The sequence below is a fragment of the Sulfitobacter sp. PM12 genome, assembly GCF_045586035.1.
GTDB lineage: Bacteria > Pseudomonadota > Alphaproteobacteria > Rhodobacterales > Rhodobacteraceae > Sulfitobacter > Sulfitobacter pontiacus.
This window is the reverse complement of record NZ_CP151531.1, coordinates 84,521-105,426: the sequence shown is the minus strand read 5'-3', so window position 1 is coordinate 105,426 and position 20,906 is coordinate 84,521. Positions and strand designations below refer to the sequence as shown.

The 20,906-nt window shown below is 60.1% G+C and carries 30 protein-coding genes; 22 read left to right on the top strand and 8 right to left on the bottom strand.

Annotated features, from left to right (window positions below; all coding sequences use genetic code 11):
• Positions 1–7 precede the first annotated feature (7 nt).
• The 4 genes from AADW22_RS16040 to AADW22_RS16025 all read right to left on the bottom strand — a co-directional run bounded on the left by AADW22_RS16040 (position 8) and on the right by AADW22_RS16025 (position 2,217).
• Positions 8–439 (bottom strand): copper chaperone PCu(A)C, encoded by a 432-nt coding sequence (locus tag AADW22_RS16040; protein WP_043939878.1) that lies wholly within the window; start codon positions 437–439, stop codon positions 8–10.
• Positions 440–509: 70 nt separating this feature from the next.
• Positions 510–1,172 (bottom strand): DsbA family protein, encoded by a 663-nt coding sequence (locus AADW22_RS16035; RefSeq protein WP_407474675.1) that lies wholly within the window; start codon positions 1,170–1,172, stop codon positions 510–512.
• The gene (locus tag AADW22_RS16030; protein ID WP_407474674.1) at positions 1,169–1,612 is read right to left on the bottom strand and encodes a disulfide bond formation protein B; all 444 of its coding nucleotides are present in this window, start codon (positions 1,610–1,612) and stop codon (positions 1,169–1,171) included. Before AADW22_RS16030 ends, AADW22_RS16035 begins: the two co-directional genes overlap by 4 nt.
• Positions 1,609–2,217 carry an SCO family protein gene (locus AADW22_RS16025; protein ID WP_407474673.1) on the bottom strand — a complete coding sequence of 203 codons (609 nt, stop codon included), beginning with the start codon at positions 2,215–2,217 and terminating at the stop codon, positions 1,609–1,611. Before AADW22_RS16025 ends, AADW22_RS16030 begins: the two co-directional genes overlap by 4 nt.
• Positions 2,218–2,395: 178 nt before the next feature.
• On the opposite strand from AADW22_RS16025, the gene AADW22_RS16020 reads away from it, so the two are divergent.
• The 7 genes from AADW22_RS16020 to AADW22_RS15990 all read left to right on the top strand — a co-directional run bounded on the left by AADW22_RS16020 (position 2,396) and on the right by AADW22_RS15990 (position 6,882).
• Complete coding sequence (locus AADW22_RS16020) at positions 2,396–2,824, top strand: helix-turn-helix domain-containing protein (protein ID WP_243254686.1); 429 nt, start codon at positions 2,396–2,398, stop codon at positions 2,822–2,824.
• A complete protein-coding gene (locus tag AADW22_RS16015; protein WP_090270124.1) occupies positions 2,821–3,147 on the top strand; it encodes a YnfA family protein in 327 nt (108 codons plus the stop codon). The genes AADW22_RS16020 and AADW22_RS16015 overlap by 4 nt, the downstream gene beginning before the upstream one ends.
• 113 nt (positions 3,148–3,260) lie before the next feature.
• Positions 3,261–3,878 carry a cation transporter gene (locus AADW22_RS16010; RefSeq protein WP_024099354.1) on the top strand — a complete coding sequence of 206 codons (618 nt, stop codon included), beginning with the start codon at positions 3,261–3,263 and terminating at the stop codon, positions 3,876–3,878.
• Between the two features lie 86 nt (positions 3,879–3,964).
• Positions 3,965–4,735 carry a transglutaminase family protein gene (locus AADW22_RS16005; protein ID WP_407474672.1) on the top strand — a complete coding sequence of 257 codons (771 nt, stop codon included), beginning with the start codon at positions 3,965–3,967 and terminating at the stop codon, positions 4,733–4,735.
• On the top strand, positions 4,725–5,633 hold the full coding sequence (locus AADW22_RS16000; RefSeq protein ID WP_007121394.1) for a cation diffusion facilitator family transporter: 909 nt from the start codon (positions 4,725–4,727) through the stop codon (positions 5,631–5,633). The genes AADW22_RS16005 and AADW22_RS16000 overlap by 11 nt, the downstream gene beginning before the upstream one ends.
• Positions 5,626–6,183 carry a methyltransferase family protein gene (locus AADW22_RS15995; RefSeq protein ID WP_407474671.1) on the top strand — a complete coding sequence of 186 codons (558 nt, stop codon included), beginning with the start codon at positions 5,626–5,628 and terminating at the stop codon, positions 6,181–6,183. Before AADW22_RS16000 ends, AADW22_RS15995 begins: the two co-directional genes overlap by 8 nt.
• Before the next feature lie 108 nt (positions 6,184–6,291).
• Positions 6,292–6,882 (top strand): L,D-transpeptidase, encoded by a 591-nt coding sequence (locus AADW22_RS15990; protein WP_407474670.1) that lies wholly within the window; start codon positions 6,292–6,294, stop codon positions 6,880–6,882.
• A 370-nt stretch (positions 6,883–7,252) separates the two neighbouring features.
• On the opposite strand, the gene AADW22_RS15985 is transcribed toward AADW22_RS15990, so the two are convergent.
• Positions 7,253–7,918: a L,D-transpeptidase gene (locus AADW22_RS15985; protein WP_047997964.1), complete on the bottom strand. Its 666-nt coding sequence runs from the start codon at positions 7,916–7,918 to the stop codon at positions 7,253–7,255.
• Positions 7,919–8,198: 280 nt separating this feature from the next.
• Between AADW22_RS15985 and AADW22_RS15980 the strand changes: the two genes are divergently transcribed.
• Positions 8,199–8,954 (top strand): hypothetical protein, encoded by a 756-nt coding sequence (locus AADW22_RS15980; RefSeq protein WP_407474669.1) that lies wholly within the window; start codon positions 8,199–8,201, stop codon positions 8,952–8,954.
• Positions 8,955–9,074: 120 nt separating this feature from the next.
• Here the strand turns inward: AADW22_RS15980 and AADW22_RS15975 are convergent, their stop codons facing one another.
• The 3 genes from AADW22_RS15975 to AADW22_RS15965 form a co-directional block, all read right to left on the bottom strand.
• Positions 9,075–9,302 carry a hypothetical protein gene (locus AADW22_RS15975; protein WP_348158631.1) on the bottom strand — a complete coding sequence of 76 codons (228 nt, stop codon included), beginning with the start codon at positions 9,300–9,302 and terminating at the stop codon, positions 9,075–9,077.
• Between the two features lie 169 nt (positions 9,303–9,471).
• Positions 9,472–9,729 carry a helix-turn-helix transcriptional regulator gene (locus AADW22_RS15970; protein WP_093733185.1) on the bottom strand — a complete coding sequence of 86 codons (258 nt, stop codon included), beginning with the start codon at positions 9,727–9,729 and terminating at the stop codon, positions 9,472–9,474.
• Between the two features lie 124 nt (positions 9,730–9,853).
• Positions 9,854–10,114 carry a hypothetical protein gene (locus AADW22_RS15965; RefSeq protein ID WP_407474668.1) on the bottom strand — a complete coding sequence of 87 codons (261 nt, stop codon included), beginning with the start codon at positions 10,112–10,114 and terminating at the stop codon, positions 9,854–9,856.
• Positions 10,115–10,316: 202 nt separating this feature from the next.
• On the opposite strand from AADW22_RS15965, the gene AADW22_RS15960 reads away from it, so the two are divergent.
• From AADW22_RS15960 to AADW22_RS15895, 14 genes are all read left to right on the top strand, one after another.
• On the top strand, positions 10,317–10,685 hold the full coding sequence (locus AADW22_RS15960) for a hypothetical protein (protein ID WP_407474667.1): 369 nt from the start codon (positions 10,317–10,319) through the stop codon (positions 10,683–10,685).
• A gap of 43 nt (positions 10,686–10,728) precedes the next feature.
• The gene (locus AADW22_RS15955; RefSeq protein WP_407474666.1) at positions 10,729–11,343 is read left to right on the top strand and encodes a lytic transglycosylase domain-containing protein; all 615 of its coding nucleotides are present in this window, start codon (positions 10,729–10,731) and stop codon (positions 11,341–11,343) included.
• A 107-nt stretch (positions 11,344–11,450) separates the two neighbouring features.
• On the top strand, positions 11,451–11,735 hold the full coding sequence (locus AADW22_RS15950; RefSeq protein ID WP_027246639.1) for a TrbC/VirB2 family protein: 285 nt from the start codon (positions 11,451–11,453) through the stop codon (positions 11,733–11,735).
• Entirely contained in the window at positions 11,728–12,006 is a 279-nt protein-coding gene (locus AADW22_RS15945; RefSeq protein ID WP_166195157.1) for a type IV secretion system protein VirB3, read from the top strand. Before AADW22_RS15950 ends, AADW22_RS15945 begins: the two co-directional genes overlap by 8 nt.
• The gene (locus AADW22_RS15940) at positions 11,996–14,359 is read left to right on the top strand and encodes a type IV secretion system protein B4 (protein ID WP_407474665.1); all 2,364 of its coding nucleotides are present in this window, start codon (positions 11,996–11,998) and stop codon (positions 14,357–14,359) included. The genes AADW22_RS15945 and AADW22_RS15940 overlap by 11 nt, the downstream gene beginning before the upstream one ends.
• Positions 14,356–14,523 (top strand): hypothetical protein, encoded by a 168-nt coding sequence (locus AADW22_RS15935; RefSeq protein WP_278924350.1) that lies wholly within the window; start codon positions 14,356–14,358, stop codon positions 14,521–14,523. Before AADW22_RS15940 ends, AADW22_RS15935 begins: the two co-directional genes overlap by 4 nt.
• A complete protein-coding gene (locus tag AADW22_RS15930; RefSeq protein ID WP_407474664.1) occupies positions 14,513–15,667 on the top strand; it encodes a lytic transglycosylase domain-containing protein in 1,155 nt (384 codons plus the stop codon). The genes AADW22_RS15935 and AADW22_RS15930 overlap by 11 nt, the downstream gene beginning before the upstream one ends.
• Complete coding sequence (locus AADW22_RS15925) at positions 15,667–16,476, top strand: type IV secretion system protein (RefSeq protein WP_407474695.1); 810 nt, start codon at positions 15,667–15,669, stop codon at positions 16,474–16,476. The genes AADW22_RS15930 and AADW22_RS15925 overlap by 1 nt, the downstream gene beginning before the upstream one ends.
• A gap of 121 nt (positions 16,477–16,597) precedes the next feature.
• Positions 16,598–17,251: a VirB8/TrbF family protein gene (locus AADW22_RS15920; RefSeq protein WP_027238608.1), complete on the top strand. Its 654-nt coding sequence runs from the start codon at positions 16,598–16,600 to the stop codon at positions 17,249–17,251.
• A 2-nt stretch (positions 17,252–17,253) separates the two neighbouring features.
• On the top strand, positions 17,254–17,952 hold the full coding sequence (locus tag AADW22_RS15915) for a TrbG/VirB9 family P-type conjugative transfer protein (RefSeq protein ID WP_208596044.1): 699 nt from the start codon (positions 17,254–17,256) through the stop codon (positions 17,950–17,952).
• The gene (locus tag AADW22_RS15910; protein WP_093733177.1) at positions 17,949–19,328 is read left to right on the top strand and encodes a TrbI/VirB10 family protein; all 1,380 of its coding nucleotides are present in this window, start codon (positions 17,949–17,951) and stop codon (positions 19,326–19,328) included. Before AADW22_RS15915 ends, AADW22_RS15910 begins: the two co-directional genes overlap by 4 nt.
• 4 nt (positions 19,329–19,332) lie before the next feature.
• Complete coding sequence (locus AADW22_RS15905) at positions 19,333–20,319, top strand: ATPase, T2SS/T4P/T4SS family (RefSeq protein ID WP_093733176.1); 987 nt, start codon at positions 19,333–19,335, stop codon at positions 20,317–20,319.
• Positions 20,316–20,504 (top strand): hypothetical protein, encoded by a 189-nt coding sequence (locus AADW22_RS15900; protein WP_093733175.1) that lies wholly within the window; start codon positions 20,316–20,318, stop codon positions 20,502–20,504. The genes AADW22_RS15905 and AADW22_RS15900 overlap by 4 nt, the downstream gene beginning before the upstream one ends.
• Complete coding sequence (locus AADW22_RS15895; RefSeq protein ID WP_093733174.1) at positions 20,501–20,905, top strand: hypothetical protein; 405 nt, start codon at positions 20,501–20,503, stop codon at positions 20,903–20,905. The genes AADW22_RS15900 and AADW22_RS15895 overlap by 4 nt, the downstream gene beginning before the upstream one ends.
• The last annotated feature ends 1 nt before the right edge of the window (position 20,906 follow it).

Below are 20,906 nucleotides of genomic sequence, written 5' to 3'. Positions count from 1 at the left end.
AGCCGGATCAGCCTTCGGGGCCGCGTGCGCCGATGCCAAGGACCGGGACGGTGATTTCAAGCTCTGTTCCATCGGAAAAGAGCAGGGTCAGCGGAAAGGTCTCCCCCTCGACGAGCGGAGATTGCAGTTGCATCAGCATGGCGTGATATCCGCCGGGTTCAAGGGCGAACATACCCCCGGGCGGGATCACGATATCGTCCGCCGGAGCCATGCTGCTGACGCCGTCAGAATTGGTTCTGGTTTCGTGGATCGAAGCCATGCCGGAGATCTCCGCGCGAAGACCGATAAGGGAGATCTGATCGCTGCCCTCGTTCCGAACGGTCAGATAGGCCCCGCCGGGCCGCGACATTCCAAGGCTCGCGCGCGCCCAGGGGCTCTCGACCACAATCGATGCGTTCTCTGACAACTGCTGCGCTGAGGATGCCATTGGCAAGCCCATCAGAAGAGCGACAGACAGGCTCTGGATTGCCTTTGCGAAGGTTTTGAACACGTTGGGTCTCCTGTTCGTTCTAGTTTGTTGCCGCAGCCTCGACTTCGGCTTGGACGAGCGACAAGAGCTGCTCCGCACCGAACTCTGGCAAAGGCTTACCGTTGACGAAGAACGTCGGTGTGCCTTGGATTCCGACAGCTTCGACGTCTGCCCGGTCTTGATTGAGGACGCCGACGATGCTGGGTGACATGATCTGATTTGCGGCGGCGTCTGTGTCCAAGCCCGCCGCTCCGGCGATCTCCATGATGCGCTCAGCTGCCGGAGCGCCGTGAGAGGCCCAGGCGGGCTGATTTTCAAGCAGCGCTTCCAGCACGGGAACAAAAACGTCCTGCAACCGAGCCGCTTCCAGCACCTTGATTGCCAGCTCGGACCCATCGCCGTGGAACGGCGTGTAGCGCATGACGACGCGCACATCGTCGGGGTATTGCGCCAGTATCTGTTTCACGATGGGATGGAAGGCGCGGCAGGCCTCGCAGGCTGGGTCGAAGAACTCCACGATGGTCACTGGCGCATCATCGCGCCCGAGTATGGGAGAATAGGACCGAACAAGACGATCCTGTTGTTCCAGCGGAGCGGCTGTCGCCACCGGGGTCGGATCGGGGCGCGATACGAACCAGGCACCAGCCACGAAAACGGCCAGTACCAGAGTGAGTATCGCGAGCAGAAGTGTCTTTCGGTTCATATTGATATCCGTCGAAGTTGAATGAGAAGGACAAGGATCGCCCCGAACGTCAGCAGGGAGAGCAGAGGGATTGGCAGGCCAAGGATCAGCATCGCGTCATCGGTGCAGGATGGCCCGGACGCCGTGCAGGGGACGATCGGCGCCGGCACGATCCCTGCGTAAAGCAGGGAATGGTAAAGGGCGACGGCACCACCCAGAACCGCGAGCGGCGCGGCATAGCGCCAGATCGAGAGGTCGGCGCGCCACGTCGCCACCCCGAGGATGATCGCGAGCGGAAACATGAAGGCACGCTGGAACCAGCACAGATTGCAGGGGGTCTGCCCCAGAACCTCTCCGATGAAGAGCACGGCAAGCGACGCGGACAAGGCGACGAACCATGCCGCGAAGAGGAAAGCCACCGGGCTCGCGGCGCTTGGCGTTGCGTCTGGGCTAGCTGTCACGCGCCGATCCTTTCGCGAAGATCAGTAACGATCAGTCCGGGTTCCTCGTCGTATTCGTAGATGCGGACAAATTCGCCTTCCGGATCGAAGAGAAGGAAGGACGACGTATGCCCCATCGTATAGCCGTCGGGCGCCGAGGCTTCCTCGATCTTCTGGTAGTAGATCTTGAAGGTCTCGGCAGTGCGTTCGATTTGGTCCGGCGGTCCGCTCAACCCAAGGATTCCCTGACCAAACTGGGGAACGTAGTTGGCCAGAGCGCTTGGCGTATCCCTTTCAGGGTCGACCGTGATGAACAGGGGCTGGACGGCGGAACCTTGGGTGCCGAGCTCGTCCATGACCTGCGCGATGGTTGCGAGCCCCATGGGACACACGTCGGGGCAGTTCGCAAATCCGAAAAAGACGAGCATCCAGCGCCCTCGGAAATCCTCGTCGGTCTGCACCATACCGGTATGGTCCGTCAGCTCAAAATCCGCAGTGAAACTCTCGGACTCAGGATCGACACGCGCGGCGACCGGTCCCTGATTGCGTTCAGTCATCCAAAGCGTGGCTGACACCGCCGCAGCGACAACCACTGCCGACCAGAGAACTATCCGGACCTTCTTCATTGCTTGCGCTACCCACCTGTTCAGTTTGTCTGTGCGCGGGATACAAGCTACAGCAGATAGAGGTTCAAGCGAAAAGTTACTTTTTGTTGTCCGAAGTCACACCAAAGTGAAACGTTTGTCTTTTCAATGGAGTTGGCTCTTCAGTAAGCTACAGTCTTTGTAGATTGAAGGATCGCACATGCTGGCAATTGGAACACTCTCGCGGAGAACCGGAACCAAGGTTCAGACGATCCGCTACTACGAACAAATCGGTTTGATGAACGAGGCCGGAAGGACCGCAGGCGGCCAGCGCCGGTACTTTGAAAAGGACCTCGACCGGCTGGCTTTCATCCGGCACTCACGCCAGCTCGGATTTTCGCTCGACTCCATCCGGGAGCTGCTGGACCTCTCGGACAACCCGTCCCAATCCTGCGCGGAGGCGGATTCGATCGCGCGTCGGCAACTCCACCAAGTCGAACAGCGGATCAAGCGTCTGCAAGCGCTTAAGAAGGAATTGAAACGCATGGTCGCCGAGTGCGACGGTGACAGCGTTGCGGAGTGCAAGGTTCTGGAGGTCCTTCGAGACCATGCGGAATGTCTCACCGAGCACGACGAGATTGGGGCTTGAACGCCGCAATTGCCTATCCGCTGGCTGCTGTCGCGGAGATCAGCGGGTGTTTCGCCATCTGGGCGTGGTGGCGTCTTGGGGCATCACCGCTCTGGCTCGCACCCGGCATAATCGCGCTCGCGCTTTTCGGCTGGTTGCTGGCGCAGGTCGAAACCAGCGCAGCGGGCCGCGCTTTCGCAGCCTATGGCGGCATCTACATCGGGGCCTCCATGCTCTGGATGTGGTTCGTCGAGGGCGAGCGACCTGACAGATGGGACTTCATAGGGACGTCCATCTGTTTGATCGGTGCCGCGATTATTCTTTCGGTGCCCAGAGGGACGTAAATAAGCTATTTTGGATCTACAGTCGCTAGAGATTCTATATATCTTTTTGACAGCTGCATCCGAAGAGGGCGTTTCTGCCCCCTTTCTTAGAAATCGGAAGGTTTGCCAGTTCGATGGTCGAAAGCGAATTCAGCGGGAAGAATGAAAAAGAGCGTCAGACGCTCTGGATTGTTCTCGGTCTCAATCTCGCAATCGCTGCGGGGTTCTTCGCCACGGGAGCTATCGGCGATTCCAGCGCCCTGATCGCCAATGGTCTCGACAACACATCCGACAGCCTCGTCTATGGCATCAGCCTTCTGGCCTTGTCCCGGTCGTCGAAGTGGAAGCGGGGTGCCGCGAACGTATCCGGCGGATTGCTTCTGATCTTTGCGGTTGGCATTCTGATTGACGCTTGGCGGCGCTATGTCGGCGGTTCCGAACCGCTCGGAACTCTGATGATCGCAATGTCGCTGATCGCTGCGGTCGTCAACCTCGCCTGCATCTGGCTGCTCGGGCGACTGAAGGAACCGGACGTGAACATCCGGGCCGCCAACACCTTCAGCCTCAACGATTTCGCATCGAACGGCGGCATCCTGATCGCGGGCGGTCTCGTTTGGTGGTTGGGCAGCAACTGGCCCGACCTCGTTGTCGGGGTCGCGGTGGCTGGCATCGCGGCGTGGGGCGGCATAGGCATCCTGCGGGACGCGCATGACGAGCATCACAAGGCAGTTCACAATCACCAACCAGAATAGTCTCTCGCGTCGCGACAAGATAAAGGTTGAAGCTACAGTGACTGTAGAAACTATCATCTCTGTATAGTTGATTCTAGGAAACGCTCATGACCCCTGTTGACCCGCTGCTTTCGTCGACGCCACTCTTGGATTTCAGGCGTCCTTCACTTGCCGCTCTGATCGCCGACCGGGGGTGGGGAACCTTGCCGTTGCATGATCGAATTGGTGCAATCTACGACTTCGTGCGAAACGAGATCGACTTTGGCTATAACCGCGCCGACGACATTCCTGCCTCTGAAGTACTCGACGACAGGTATGGACAATGCAACACGAAGGGAACGCTGCTGATGGCGCTTCTACGCGCTGTCGGCGTAAGATGCCGCTTGCACGGCTTCACAATCCACAAAGCGTTGCAACGGGGCGTCGTGCCTGAACTGATCTATCCGATCGCACCCGCAGAAATCCTCCACTCATGGATCGAGGTCGAGACCGAGGCAGGATGGGTCGATCTTGAGGGCTTCATCCTCGACAGATCCTTCCTGTTGGCCCTGAAGCGGTCGTTTCCCGAGACACGGTCCCTATGCGGCTACGGTGCCGGGACCGACTGCTTGAGCGCACTGCCAGTCGGATGGACGGGGGAGAGTACATATATCCAAAAGACCGGCATCGCCCGCGATTTTGGAACATTCGATAATCCTGACATGTTTTATGAGCACCATCGTCAGGCGTTTGGCCCCCTGCGCGACTGGATCTATCGGCACCTCATTCGCCATTGGATGAATGCCCGCGTCAGGGCGATCCGCGCTGGTCGTTTGCCAAGCGTTCCAGGGCTCAGCCGGCCAAACCACGGCCATGAGGAGGCTTCTCGTGCCGCATGATCATGCCCATATGGAGCCTAAAGAAGGCGACCGGCGGGTTGCCATTGCCATCTGGGCAAACGGCCTCCTGACGGTCGCGCAGATTGTCGGCGGGATACTATCCGGCAGCCTCGCGCTGATCGCGGATGCCATCCACAACTTCTCCGACATGGCGTCGCTCGTCATCGCATTCGGCGCGCGCAAGATCGCGCGCCGCCCGGCCGATGCGAAAATGACCTTCGGATATGGCAGGGTCGAGATCGTCGCCGCGCTTATCAATTATACCTCGCTGATCATCATCGGCCTTTATCTGGTCTATGAGGGCGCGATGCGGTTTGTTGATCCGCCCGAAGTCGCGGGTTGGACCGTGGTCATCCTGGGCAGTGTGGCGCTGTTCATCGATACTCTCACCGCGTGGCTGACCTATTCGATGCAGAAAGGCAGCGTGAACATCCGGGCGCTGTTCCTCCACAACCTCAGCGATGCGCTGGCGTCTGTGGCCGTGATCGTCGGTGGCGTTCTCATCCTTCTCTACGATGTCCGCTGGGTTGATCCGGCGATCACCATCGGGATTGCCGCCTATATCCTCTGGCTTGCCTTCAGCGAGATCGGTGGCCCGATCCGCACCCTGATGTTGGGAAGCCCGCCCGATATCGACACGGACAAGGTTATCGCGGCCGTGGAGGACGTGGACGGAGTCGAGGAAGTTCATCACGCACATTTCTGGCAGATGCAGGAGCATCGTGCGGCGCTCGATACCCACGTCGTAATCGCCGAGGACCGCTGGGATGACCTCGAAAACATCAAGACGGCAATCAAGACCCGCCTCGACGAGGAATTCGGGATCGACCACTCAACGCTGGAGTTTGAACGCTCAGCGACCAAACATCGGGACGCAGACAGGTATGGTCATGGGTGACCTCAAAACCGTGGTTCTCGTGCTGGGTTGTGCGGCCAATCTGTTGCTGGTCGCGGGTATACTCTGGTCCATGTTCCAACCGGAGCGACGTGTCTGGCCGCCGATTCACTCTACAGGAGCCCACAAGATTGTCGTCTGGGGATTTACGTGCGTCGGCTTCGGATCTGCCATCGTTTTGGCTCTGCTAGAATGGGGTGAGCTCGACTTCCGATGGATCATACGTTGGGGTCTAGGGCTTTGTCTGATCGTTCTGGGCAATGCCGTTGTCTGGTCCGGTGTGATGCAACTTGGGATGGCGGCGACGAGTGGTGATGAAGGCGTTCTGCGGACCCGTGGCCTTTACCGGTTCTCCCGCAATCCTCAGTATGTGGCTGACATGGCGATCCTCATCGGGATCGGACTGCTCTCCGCCTCGATCCTCGCGTGGCCAGTGATTATCACCGGCGTTACTGCATTGGCACTCGCGCCCTTCGCTGAAGAGCGCTGGTTGATTGATCGCTACGGGGACCCATACCGAGGCTACCTCCGCACAACCCGCAGGTTTCTCTGACAGCATAAGGACAGCTGATCTCACGGCTTTGTGAGTGGCAGCCTGTTGAAGCTCTAGTGGGTGGAGGTCCGAGAATAGTCCAAACAGATAAAATTTGAGGTTTTCATGATGAAACGAGCGAACGACATGTCAGTCACGCGCAGGGCTGCGCTCCTGGGGGCCGCCGCAAGCGGTTTGGTTCTCGGAACCGGCAGGGGAGTGGCACAGACAAACGAGGGTCTGGCGACACCGGCGGTGCGAAGCAATATTTCCGGGTTTAGGGTTGCGTCCTGGCAAGATCATTTTGACAGCCTGCGGAATGGCGCGATTCTCTGCGACATTGACTCCCGCGCGGTGCAGTTCTGGTCGGAAGACGAAAACGTCTACAAGCTTTACCCCTCCAGCGTCCCTCTTACGGAGGAGTTGACGCGGCGCGGTTACACCGAAATCGTTCGCAAGGTGGATGGCCCGAGCTGGCGACCTACGCCGTCGATGAAGGAGCGCAATCCCGAATGGCCGGATTTCGTTGGCCCTGGCCCCGACAATCCCCTTGGAACACACGCCCTTTATCTGTCATGGCAGTACTACCGCGTTCACGGCACAGGTGACACGCGCAAGATCGGTCGACAATCGTCGAACGGCTGCATCGGCCTCTACAACGAACATATCGAAGAGTTGTTTGGATTAGCCGAGGTCGGTACTCAGGTTAAGTTGTTCTAAGGGCGGAAATTTTAAATATGCGAATTCATCTTGGCTTACTTCTCCCAGCAGCGTTTTTGTTGGGAGCGTGTTCCGCTTCTATTCCTGGCGGGCCCGACACTGCACAAAACAGACCACTGCCGGAGGCAGTCGTCGCTATGGCCGCAACGGGTCAGGATCTTCAGTCCGCGCGCCTTTTGCCGGAAGACGGCTGCTACTGGTATCTGCACAACGGTCCCGTGGAAGCGACCCTGGTGCCGCTCCGAACCCCTCGCGGAAATCCGATTTGTACCGCGCCAGCGGCCTAGCAGGGTTCAGTAATCCGAAGTGCTCCACGGCTAGGATAAACTCCCGTCACTTTCCCTGACCGATGGTGCTTTGGTACACGGCCTCAGCTTCCCGCAGTGACACTGTCCTCGGCCGAGTAGAGGAAAGCCGTCGAACCAATATCGACGTTGGGATAAAGCTCGTTTATGTGCGCCATGACCATTCTGACGCAGCCGGAACTCGCACGACCGCCAATGCTTCTCGGCTGTGGCGTACCGTGAATGCGGAGATAAGTATCCCGGTCGCCCAGAAAGAGATAGAGAGCTCGCGACCCAAGCGCATTCTTAGGTCCGGGCTCCATACCGTCGGCGATATCAGCGTAGAGTTCTGGGTCGCGGTCGATCATGTTCTGCGTCGGCTGCCAATGCGGCCATCTGACTTTGCGCTTGATCGTGTATGTACCTGGTTCGTACAGATCACCACGAGCTATGGCGACGCCATAGCGCATGGCAGTCCCGCCCTCCTCGATGTGATAAAGGTAGCGCGCAACCGCATCGACATGAATGTCGCCCGGTGTCAGCCCGTCTTTCGCGGCCACCCGGGTCGGGAGAAACCGCGGATGTAAGCCCCAGGGGTTCGAGGTTGCCGGGTCAAAGCCGGGCGGCGTCACCTGTGCGTCCCAGGCAACCTTCTGCGCTTCGGTCGGCCAGGTATTTGCCAGCACCGGGCTGGCAACCGGGGCAGAAAAGAGGGCGGCGGTGGTCATCACGAAATGTCGTCTAGTCAGCATACTATACTCTTCCAGCTTTGTCTGGCGAATGCCGTGACACGAGAAACGGCGTTTGATGTACGATAGAACCTCTACCAACTAGAGCTTCAAGGAGTTTCTTTTGACACAGATTGATTGCTCGGCTTCTACATCTTGTCGCGTGGTCGATAGCGATTATTCGAACACTTACTGTAAATTTACAGTCGTATTTCACATAACCTTGATTATGCGCGTAATACACTTTGCGTTGCAATAGTATATTATTGAAGGTAAGGTGGTGTCCGACAAAGGGTCCCCTACCATGCGCTTTCAACTTAGACGACTGTCTCTATGCCTAACCGCTGTAACGGCTTTGGTAACCGGTGTGCTGCCGAGCACCACAAAAGCACAAACCTATCCAATCGACTGCGCAATCCTTCTCTGCCTGTCCGGCGGTTGGCCCGCTTCCGTGCCCTGCAGCCGTGCCCGTGCCGAGTTTATCCGTCGCATCACGCCTTGGCCTGTGGAGCCACCACTGCAGATTTGGCGCTGTCCCATGGGCGCATCTTATGAGACCGAACGGCATCCGAGCAATGTAGACCGAATCTTCGAAGCCTTTCTTCAAGGCGAGGACTATTCGCCCCGCCAATCGTTTCCAGGCGATGATGTTGCCGTCCAAGCAAGATCAAAAAATGCCGTTTGGCCCTCTTCAGAAACCGGAACGGATGCCATTCCGGCAGACTTCGTGCTTCGCCTCGTCGAGGATCGGGCGGACATCGATATCAGCGGTCCGGAGTTCAATTTTGTCCGATCCATTCGCGTCTTTGATGTACGGTATGCGCGACAGCACGAGTCCGGGCGCGATGGGGACTGTAACCGAAGCGCGACCGTGGTCCTCGGCACTTACGGGACCCAAGGCGATTTCACTTGGCAGAGGTCTTCCGTCACTGCCCTTCCTTCGGCTCACGTAGGTCTTGAACGCTGGGGCGAGCATTGCCCTGGCATTTATCACCGATCCGTCTTCGTCGATTGGCGTGACTATGAGGGCAACTACGGGTTCGAGCAGGTGAACTACTGACCTGCCGCCACGTAGATTTGTCTCGGAAGACGGCTTCTTTGGCGTGTACGACCGCACCGCATACGCGTCGCGGTCCACATGCTGTTTGGCGTTTCGGCAAACACTGCGGGTTCGCTCTGTTCACCTGTCGTCGCTTCTTCCGATCATCGTCAGCGCATCGAAGTCGATTTCTTGCTTCTGTTCGTCACTTATATCCGGCCGGGTTTCCGATACCGGCTGGGGCCCTTGGACGTCCCACATCACCGCATGTGAGCCTGTACTCCAGCGATAAACCCAACCAACAACACTGCACCCATCGGTCCCGATCAGATTGGCGATCGCGACGCCCTCACCCTTATCATCGTTCACTGTTTACTGACTTCCTGCACTATGGCGCTGCGAATTGCGGCGTGGGTTTGCAGAGCGTTCACTACGACCGCGCGCCGGGCTTCGTTAATGTTGGCTAACTGGTCCTCGAAGAGGGAATGATCATCAGACCGGGAAAATGGGTTTCCGTGTTCTCAACAATTCATTGGCTTCAAATCCTGTGGTCGGGCTCCGTGGCGGTTTCAACGATCGCCAGAACCTCGAACGGGTCAAAGCCGATGGCGCGCGCCAGGACGACCAGCTCGACAACGTCGACCCGGCGCTGACCGCTTTCAAGACGGGCAATAAGGGATTGGTGGCATCTGAGCCTATCCGCCAAGTCTTTCTGACCAAGGCCCGCTTTGACACGCGCGTCGACCAACGCCCGGCAGAGTGCCACTTGTCCCTTGCTTCTGATTGTTTTCGCCACGCGTCACATACCTTTTGTGACGTCGCTAGCGGATGAAATCTGTTATCTAAAAAGTAGATACTTGAGGATGTTATCGTTGTCTGGTTTCCATGGGCTACACGTCTGATGCTCCCGAGGTTGCTCATCAATCCCCTACCAATTGAAGAAACCGGCCATAATCCTCGCTCACTTCCCGCGCTTCTTCGAAAGCGCGAGCGCGTTCGCTGTCGAGGCAACGGAAGTAGCTCTGGATATCCTGGATGTAACCTTCGAAGTCGCCACGGATGATGTCCGCATAGTCCCGCACCGCCTGCGAATCGCTCGGAAGGAAGGGACGGGTCGGAGGGACGCAAGCCTCGGCATGGCTTGCGACCGGAGCGAGCACAAGAGCGATCAGCACTCGCATTGCTAGCACCTTCCTCAACCTAAGGTTTGTAAAACCTTTTATCTCCTTGATAGACACCAAGGGCCATGCCTAGAGTCTGTGTAATCGAAATACATCTGTATCTGCCGTAATATAACTTGCGGTTGATAGTATACTATCGTAACTCTGGGCTTCAAGTGGGAATGCCTGGGGTCGCGCCATTGGAGAAAGCGTGAGCCGGGCCATGAACTGGGACATCGAAGCACCAAATGTGGTTACGGAAGCCAGGTTCCGCGAGCTCGTGGAAAGCGGCTATAGCGCAGAAATCCTGTGCCAGGAGTCGGCTCATAAGAAAGGCCCCAGCTATTACGGGGTCTGGATCATGCGCGTTGTCTCTGATGATGGCGTGGAAAAGCTCCTCGTCACCGCCCGCACGCGGACGACCTACAACGATATCAAGATCCGCGAGTTCAAGACGATCTCCGGCGTGGTGTCATTCTTCATTGGCCTTGGCTTTGCGCATGTCGATCTGCCGCTTGAGGCGGGGACAAGCCGTACGCACAAACTCGCCCCGCCAGACAAAGCGCCATCAGACAAGGGCGCTGACACCTAGCCTCGTCTGTCTCTTGCTGGTCGCCTCGCCAGCCTCAGCGCAAATGGTCCTGGTCATGGAGAGCGACGGCTCTCTGACCCCGTCGCAGTCTCAGAACAGCTTTGCGCGGAACTACAATGACGGCATCGGTCAGGGTTCAGCCTCCGATGGGATCGCGATCTTCGGCGAGGTAGAGGCCGAGCAAGAGGGCGTCCAAGTCGCGGCCCTTGCCCGCCCGACTCCCCTGCCCCGCGCCGATGTCCTCTCCGGGCTTCAGACCACGGCCTTGCGCTATGCCGGCCATCCCGGCCTGCGTCGCGCGGGGCTTTCCGTGACGGATTGGCTGGCTCTCTATCGAGCCAATATCGAGGTTGAGAGCGCCTATCGGCAGGATGCGATTTCAAGTGCAGGTGCCATTGGCCTTGGCCAGCTGATGCCCGCCACTGCCCGTGATCTCGGCGTTGACCCACGCGACCCGCTGCAGAACCTCGACGGGGCCGCCCGCTACCTCGCGATGATGTTGGACACGTTCGGCGATCCACGCCTTGCCCTTGCAGCCTACAACGCCGGACCCGGTGCGGTCCGCCAGTACGGCGGCATTCCCCCCTACCGAGAAACCCAGAACCACGTGGCCCGCGTCATGACTGTCGTGGCCCGATTGGAAGGATCAAATTCATGATGTCCCAACCTTTTTGGAAATCATTCCTCAAAACACTTATCGGCAATGTCACGAGAGCGCGCAGCGCGGCAGTGCATTGGCGATTCCGCTTTTTCCAAACAAGTTGGATTTCAAACCTCTTTGTCGCCTCGCTGGCGCTATTCCTGCTGATTGCCGAACCCGCCCTCGCCCAGAGCATTGATCTCTCCCCGATCCAGAGCCTGTTACAGGGCATCGTCGATGCGCTGACCGGCCCACTTGGCGTTGTCATCGCGACGCTGGCCGTTCTCGGGGTCTTTCTCAGCTGGTTCTTCAACATCATCGATCTGCGCCAGGCGCTCTGGGTCCTCGTGGGCATCGCCGGTGTTGCCGCCGCCCCCACCATCGTTGCCGCGGTCTTTGCCGGTGGCTGAGCGCGCGCCTCTCTTTCTCGGCCTCGTGCGCCCGCCGAAGCTTCTGGGCCTGCCCATCATGTACGCGATGGTCTGGCTCTTCGGTTCGGTACTCTTGTTCGTCTGGGTCCAGCACATCGCGGTGCTGGGCGTGGCCACCCTTCTCTATCCGGTGCTGTGGAAGGCCGCGGATTGGGACCCGCGTTTCATCGACGTGATGATGACGGCGCTGCAGGAGACGCCGCCGACCCGGAACCGCAGCATCCATGGCGGGGACAGCTATGCCCCGTGATGCTGCGCTCGATGCCCGCACAATGACGCCGGACTGGTATGCGCGCGAGACCCGGCTTGCGCATATGCTGCCCTATGTGAGCCTCGTCGACGACCAGACCGTGCGGACCCGGGTGAACGAACTCTTCCGCTGCATTCGGCTCGAGGGGATCAACAGCTACACGACGGACGATGCCTATCTCGACAAGGTGACGGCGCTCCTTGCCCGCATCGTCGCGCAGCTCGGGCCGGAATTCAGCTATTACGTCCACAAGGTCTCCAAGGCCACCAAACCTGATCTCGACCCGATCCGTGAGGACAGCTTCGCAGGCGAGGTGGACCGGCGCTGGCGCGCGAAACTCGAGACCAGCGGGCTCCGCGACAAAACACTGACGCTCACCGTCATTCACCGCCCGCCTCCGAAAAGTCTCCTGCCGTTCCTGAGCCGCAGCGCGCCGGACCGACTGAAGGAGGAGACCCGCAAACGCCTGCAGCGCCTCGGTGAGGCCGTGAACGTCTTCCTCTCGGGGCTCACCGAGCTCAAGCCGCGCCTGCTGTCAGCCAGATCGGGAGAGTTGGTGGGCTTTTTGGGCGCGCTCAACACCGGAACAGAGCTGCCGCTCTACCCAGCGAACACCTACGGCTTTTTGTCCTTCAACGTCGCCAATACCCGCGTGACGTTTCACGGCGACCATTTCGAGCTTTCCGAGGGCGTCGTGGGCCACCGCTACGGCAAGAGCTTCACCATCGGAGAATATTCCGAAGGCACCTCCTGCACCATGTTCGACATGCTGAACCTGCCGGTCGACATGATTGTCACCCATTCCTTCACGCCGATCAATTCGAACCTCATGGCGGGCCGTATCAAACGGCAAAAGCGCCAGATGCAGGCGAGCCAGGACGCAGCCCTCTCGCTCCTGGAAGCCCTCGACATCGCCGCCGATGATCTCGAGGCCAAGCGCCAAAGCTTCGGCGAGCATCATATGGTCGTGACGCTCTTTTGCGACACGCTTGAAGATCTGCAGACGCTGAGCGCCGAGATCGTGAACGCAGCCGCAACCGAAGGCGTGAAGATGATTGGCGAGCGGGTCGCGGCCAAGGCGCATTACCTCAGCCAGCACCCCGGCAACCAGCCAAAGCGCGTCCGCGCGAGCGCCGTCACCAATCGCAACTTCGCGGACTTCGCGGCCTTCCACCGAACGCAGCTCGGCAAACCCGCAGCACTTACCCCATGGGGCCGGGTCATCACCTATTTGCCCACGCCCGAGCAGAGCGCCTATCGGTTTTCCTATCACGAGCAGGGATCGCCCGACAAAGAACCGACCAGCGGCCATACCCTGATCATGGGGCGGCCCGGGTCGGGCAAATCGGTGCTGTCCGCCTTCCTGATGACCCAAGCCCGTCGCGCAGGGGCGCGGATCTTCGTCTTCGATTATCGTCTTGGTATGGAGATGGCGGTCCGCGCCAATGGCGGGCGCTACGCGTCCCTGAACGCCGGTCAGCCCACGGGCCTCAACCCGCTCTGGACCGAGACCGATGCGCGGGGGACCGCCTGGCTCTCGGACTGGCTTGCCACCCTGCTCTACCGCGCTGACAAACCCCTGACCCCGGCGCAGACCAACCGCATCCAGGAGGTCGTGCGCCAGAATGCCCAGGCCACCAATCCGGCCCTGCGGAACTGGCGGGATTTCGCATCGCTGTTCGTCTCCACCGATGATGGCGGCGATCTGCATCAGCGCTTGCTCGAGTGGACCGAAGACGGCCGCTACGGCTGGATCTTCGGGCAGAGCCTCGAGGACACGTTCTCGCTCAAGGGCGATGTCGTGGGCTTCGATCTGACTGGCATTCTCGACAGCGAGGCCGACAAGGAGCGGATGGCGGTCCTGTCCTATCTTTTCCGCCGGGTCGAGCGCGAGATCGAGGATCGCCGCCCCACCATCATCGTGATCGACGAGGCCTGGAAGGCCCTCGATAACGCGTATTTCGCCGAACGGCTGTCGAACTGGCTGGTGACCGCGCGCAAGCAGAACACCGTCGCGGTGATGATGACGCAATACGCGAGCCAGCTTGAGCGCACCCGGACCGGCAAGACCATCGTCGAAGCCGTTCCGACGCAGATCCTGCTCCCCAATATCCGCGCGCAGCCTGCGGATTACGCCATGCTGAACCTCACGGAGAAGGAGCTCGACGTCCTTCTCAACACGGGCAGCAACAGCCGCCTCGCACTGATCCGCGACGATCAGGGCTCAATCGTCGTCGATGCCGATCTGAGCGCCCTTGGGCCCAATCTCACCATCCTTGGTGGCATGGAAAAGGGCGAAGCGCTTGTCGGCGCCGATTACCGCACCCGCCCAGATTTTTGGAGGCTTTCATGATCCGTATTCTTGTCGCTTTGGCTGCGCTCGGCGCTTTAGCCTCCTGCGCCCAGTACCAGGAACCGCAGGCCAATTGCTTCACCTTCCTAGCCTCGACAGCCCCTGTCGCGCCTGATTGCACCTTCACGCCTCTCGATGCGCCGGAGGGCGACATTGAAGTCTAGCCTGCCTCATATCCTCGCATTTTGCTTGCTGCCCGGTCTCGGCTTCGCCCAAGGCGTGCCGACCAATGACAGTGGGCTGACCGCGCGTGACATCGTCGAGACCGGCGATCGCGAGGCTGACTTGGCCGTTCAGTCGAACAAGCTTGCCGTGCGCGAACTCATTGCCGAGATCGAACGGGAGCAGCTGGAAACCCTGCAACGCATCCTTGATGCCCAGACCAGCTTCGGCGGTCAGGGCTTGCCGGCTATGGTCTCGGGGCTGGAAAGCGGCAGCGGGGATCCCGACCGCGCCGTGGAAGCCGTCTATGGCACGGGCGAGATCGATCCCAATCCCGGCGGTGCGCAGATGTTCGGCGACGCCGCCGAGAACATCGAGCAGCTCATCATCCGCGTTGCCCAGGAGACCAGCGGCTTTGCGGGTGTTGGACGCGCAGGACTCTCCCCCGTCCAATGGCGCGCGCTGCTGCAAGCGCTGATCTGGCAGGAAAGCCGGTTTACGATTGGGGCACGGTCTCCCGTCGGCGCCTATGGTCTCACCCAGATCATGCCGGGCACGGCCAGCGATCTGGGCATCAACCCGGAATATTACGACAGCCCCTACCTTCAGGTGCATGGCGGCGCGCGCTATCTCGCGACCCAGCTCAACACATTCGATGGCAACATCATCAACGCCCTCGCGGCCTATAACGCCGGACCCGGCCGGGTTTTCGAGTATGGCGGCGTGCCACCTTTCCGCGAGACCCAGCACTACGTCCAGGTGATCCCTGAACGCTACAATCTCTATCTGACCCGTATCGGCGGGATCGAAGCGCTTGGCACGATCGACCCCGCGCTTCTCGCCAATGCCAACCTCTCGCTCACGGGTCATGGGGCGGCCTTTTATGGCAGCAACTCACCCGCCGCGATCCGCCAAGCCGCCCTGCGCATTTCCGACATCGTCGAACGGATTTCCGAGACTGAAGACGTGCAGGAAAGCATCGCACTCAACACCTATGCCCGCGCCGAACTCGTGCGCCTCGTCGCTGCACGCATCCGGCTTCAGGCGGCACGCACCCGCGTCCTTTCTGCCGAGGAGCTGGCCCAGGCCAGCGCTCGCATGGCCGAAAGCGCGTTCATGGATTTTACGATCAGGGAGATTGAATGATGGGACATCTGCTCTTGAGGACAGCTTTGGCCACGACACTTGGCGTTGGCTTGCAGTTCAGCGCCCTACCCCCTGCCGCAGCACAAGGTGTACCGGTCGTCGACACGCAGAACATCGCGCAAAACATCCAGCAGCTGCGGCAGATGATCGAAGACGAGATTCTGCAAAACGAGCAGCTGACGCAGCTCCGTGAACAGCTCGGCCTTCTCACGGATCAACTCGCGGAGCTGCAAAGAACCTACGAGGCCCTCACCCGCCTCGCCGAGCTTCCAGAAATCATCCGCACGGAAATGGAAGACGAGTTGAACGGTCTGCTCGACCAAGAGTTCGGGGACATCCTCGCCACGATTGAGGCGATCAAGACTGGGGATTTCTCGGGCCTCTCGGGCTCCGGCGCAGGCGAAATCGAAACCCAGATGGATCGGGTGCTGGCCGATCTCGGATTTGACGATGACACCCTCTCGGAAATGGCCACGAGCGGCAATCCCGGGGCCAACCGCGTGGCGACGCAGGCCACCACCGGTGCCCTTGTCTCGGCGGCGGCCCAGAACAGCTATGAGGATGCCGGCCAATCGCTCGAGCGGGTCGACCGCCTTGTCGGACTCATCGACGACATGGACGAACTAAAGGAAAGCATCGATCTCAACACGCGCGTGACCGCGGAGCTCGCCATTGCGTTGGTCGCCATGTGGCAACTCGAAGCGGTGCAGACCGTGAGCGACGGCACGGGCGGCGTGATCGATGCCGCCACCATCGCCGAAGAACAGCGCTTCATGGATTTCACCTTGCCGGACCTCCGGGCCGACTAAGGCGTTTCGAAATTGATCCACAAAATCAAAGATCGGTTTTCGCGTTCGAGCGCAGCGAGAGGCAGCGAAGAACCGATTCCTCTTATTTTGGAACGCCAATCCGATCGCGGGGGCATGACGGGTGGCGACTGAACAAGAAATCATCGAGGAAGAACTGGTCTACGGTGCCCTGCGCCGCGAACGGCTCTGGCAACGCCTTGGCCTGATGGGCCTTGTCTTCGGTATCATCGGCTGTCTGAGTGCCGCGGCTGTCTCGATCCTCGATGTCGACCCGCCCCCCGTCGTTGTCCCCTATGATCCCGCTACCGGCTTTGCACTCCCCGAAGCCTCGGTGGGCGCCTCCTCGGTGACCGCCAACCAGGCGATCATCGAGGCGGAGGTGTTCCGCTATGTGACCGACCGGGAGGTCTATAACCAGCTGGACAACGATCTGCGCATCCGCAGCGTCCTGCGCCGCTCGGACGGAGCTGCCGAGAGCGGGCTGCGCCAGATCTGGAACAGCGCCAACGAGAATTACCCGCCGACGGTCTATGGCCCCAATGCCCGGCTCGACGTGGAAATCCTCAGCATCAACCGGATCGGATCCAACCGCGCCACCGTGCGCCTGCGCAAGCGCCTGACGTCCATTAACGGCACCCAGACCGGCCTCTTCACTGCGACGCTTCTCTTCGAGTTCCGCCCGGAGACCCGCCGCTCCATCGATGAGGTCTGGACCAATCCATTCGGCTTCACCGTCCTCGAATATTCCATCCGCTCCGACAGATTGGAGAACTGATCTTGTTTCCCGTACGAATTGCATTTGTTGTCCTTATCGTTTTGTTGCCGGGGTTGGTCGCTGCCGAAGCCATCCCGCGTGGCGGTCCCAACGACAATCGGGTGCGCTTGGCCACCTACCAGGAGGGCCAGGTCTATCGCCTGAGTGTTTCGCTCACCCATGTAACCACGGTCGAATTCGGTGAGGGTGAAAGCATCCGCTCGATTATCGCGGGCGACACGGAGGGCTTCGAGATCGATGGCGTGCCGGGCGGGGAGGCATTTGCGATCAAGCCCGTCGCGCGCGGTGTCCATACCAACGTGACCGTCTACACGAACAGGCGAAGCTACTATTTCAACGTCGAGGAGGTCCGTAGCCCGACCTTCTACGTGGTGCAGTTCCGCTATCCGGACGACGCTGCGCGCCCGACCCGGGCCATCGCCGCCCAAGCACCTAACTACAATTACGGCGCCAGCGCGCGGACCGAGTTCACGCCAACGCGCATCTGGGATGACGGGACGTTCACGTATTTCGCCTTTCCGAGAAACGCACCTGTGCCAGCGATCTTCCGCTATGCGGGCGGCCGTGAACGCACGGTTAACACGCAAACCCCTGAGGACGGCGTGATCCGCGTCAACGGCGTAAACCGCCAATGGGTCCTGCGACTTGGCGAAGAGGTGGTCTGCATCGAGGCGATCCCGCCCGCGGAGGCCGCCTCATGAGCGATACTGAGAACACCGAGCTGGAAAAGCGCCTCGCCGCCCTTGAGAAAGGCAGTGCCCGCGCCCCCACGGCGGCGCAGCGCCGGTCGCCCCTTCTCGCGCTGATCGTGGTCCTCGTCATCGGCGCGGGTGGTGCCCTGCTTTATCTCCTCTCACAGCCCGACGAAGAGGAAGCCTTGCCGACGGCCACCCCGGACGTCTTCCAAAACGAGGGGGACGGCTTTGGCGCCATCGAGACCTTGCCCCCGCCCGAGCCCGAGGTTGTGTTCGTCGGACCCGATCCAGTCGAGCATAACGCTGAGCTTCTGGCGCAGATCACGGCCCTGCAGGCTCAGATCGAGGAATTGCGCAACGCCCCTGGACCAGTTGTCGAGGAAGACACCGCCGCCGCAGAGGCGATCGACGCGCTGACCACTCAGATCGCGGCGCTGCAAGCTGCATCGGAAGCCGCACAGCAGCGGTTCCAGGACGAACTGACAGCCCGGGATCGAAGTCTTGAACAACTCCGCATGGATCTGGAATTGGCCCAACTCGAGGCAAGCCGACCGCAACCTGCCCCAACGGGCCCCACGGAAGATGAGCTGCGCGCACGGGAAGAGGAACGGCTCCGCCGCGAGGAAGAGGCACGGCGACTGGCGGATCTCGAACGCCGCGCGGCCGAAGAGCGTGCGTTCCAGGAACGCCGGATCGCCTCGCCCACCATCGCCTTTGGCGGCGCCTCCGGAGCGAATGAAACGGCTCTGACCGAACGCAACTTTGGCGAGGTGACGGATTTCGTGCTGAACGGTGCGTTGCCCGCCACCGTGACGCAGGCCGAGGTGATCGCCAATCCCTCCAACACCATCATTCAGGGCACCATGATCCAGGCCGTCATGGAAACTGCCCTCGACAGCTCACTGCCCGGCCAGACCCGTGCCGTGGTGTCCGAGGATGTCTACAGCGTCGATGGCACGCGCCTCCTGATCCCGCGCGGATCCCGTCTCATCGGGCGCTACCGCGCCGGCGTCGATATCGCGCAGCGCCGCGTGACGATCGCCTGGGACCGGATCATCATGCCCGACAACCAGACCGTCCAGATCAGCTCCTTCGGGGGTGATGAACTGGGCCGTTCCGGTGTCAACGGTTTCGTGGACACGCGCTTCGCCGAGCGTTTCGGGTCGGCCGCCCTGATCTCGCTAATTTCCGCTGCACCCAATGCAGCTGCATCAAATGTGGAAGACGAGGGAACAGCCGACGTTCTCGAAGACGTTGGCGATGATCTGGCAGATGCCACGGACAGCGTCATTGGTGATTACCTCTCCATCGGCCCCGTCATCTATGTCGACCAAGGCGCACGCGTCACGGTCATGGTCGATCGCGATCTGGAAATATTCTGAGCCCATGTCGCTGAGCTATCTTGAAACATCGCTCGACCGGATCGACGCCGCCAACCGCGACGATGTCATCGAGATTTGTATCAACCCCGACGGGACCTGTTGGGGCGAGTTCCAGGGCGATCACTTCATGCGCGCGCTGGACCAGAGGCTTACGGGCGTTCAGGTCAGGGACCTCGGCAACCAGATCGCCTCCTCGGCCAATACCACGATGAGCAAGGACCGCCCCATCGTCTCGGTATCGATCACCTACAAGGGGCGCCCGATCCGAGCGCAGGTCATCACCCCACCCGCCGTGCTCTCGGCCATGTCGATCAGCCTGCGGTTCTTCTCAAGCCTGCCTCTCGATGGCATTGCGCTCGATTTTCTTTACGGCCAGGAGCGCAAGCTCGAAGACCTGCGTGTCGAAAAAAAGCGCGCCTTGCGCGCCGTGGTGGCCGCAGGTGTGATAGATGATGCGCTGGCCTTCTGCGTCGAGAACAAACTCAACATGATCGTCTCGGGCGGCACCTCCACCGGCAAGACCGTGGCCGCGCGCAAGATCCTCTCTCACGTACCGGCCGAGGAACGGATCGTCACCATCGAAGAAGCCGCCGAGCTTCTGCCGACCCAGCCCAATACCGTGACCCTCCTCGCCAATCGCGACGCAGAATTCCAGACCGCCGATGTTCTTCTCACCGCCACGCTCCGCATGCGCCCCGACCGGATCATCCTCGGCGAGGTGCGTGGCAAAGAGGCCATGACCTTTCTGGAAGCGATCAACACCGGCCATGGCGGCTCCATGACCACGCTCCATGCCGAAACCCCGCAACTGGCCGTGCAGCGGCTTGCGATCGCGGCCCTCAAGACAGAAATCCCGATGACCTATGCCGACATGATCCAGTACATCGAGAACTCCATCGATGTGATCATCCAGGCCGGTCGCCATGACGGCAAACGCGGCATCACCGAATTCTACCTGCCCGGCGCAACTGAGATTGGAACTTCCCAATGAAGACCTTCGAATACGATATCCTGTCCTTTCAGGTGAAAAAGCAAAAGGACTACGACGCGATGCGAAGCGCCTTGAATGCGCGCGGCGCCGAGGGGTGGGAAGTCATTACAGCTGAAGCAGGTGACTACGGCTACACCACGTTCCTGAAGCGAGAATCTTTAAGAAAGAAGGCAGGTTCAGAATGATGCGGGTCGTTGCGACTGTAGGCCTGCTCGTCGTTCTCGGCGCAACCGCTGGTGTGGCCGAGCGGAACCTGATCCCGACGCTCGACAACCGTCCAGATGTTTGCCCAGAACAGTCACCCGAGCCGGAGTGGATGCAGAACATCGATGTGCGCGAGTCCTACAAGCGCCTCTTGATCCAACAGATCTACCGAGCTGAAAGCATGAAACGCATCGTTGACGCGCAAAGCTGTGACTGTCCCGTACGGTATCCGACTTGGGAGGTCGCCGTACGCGTCTACACCGAGCGCTACGCCTCATCTGAATACTGGGACATCGTGGAAGCGACTTCCGCATACCGGCACCAAGCAAATGAGCTTCGACGCGAAGCCATACCAATCTGCGAAGCCGCCGGGAACTGGTAGG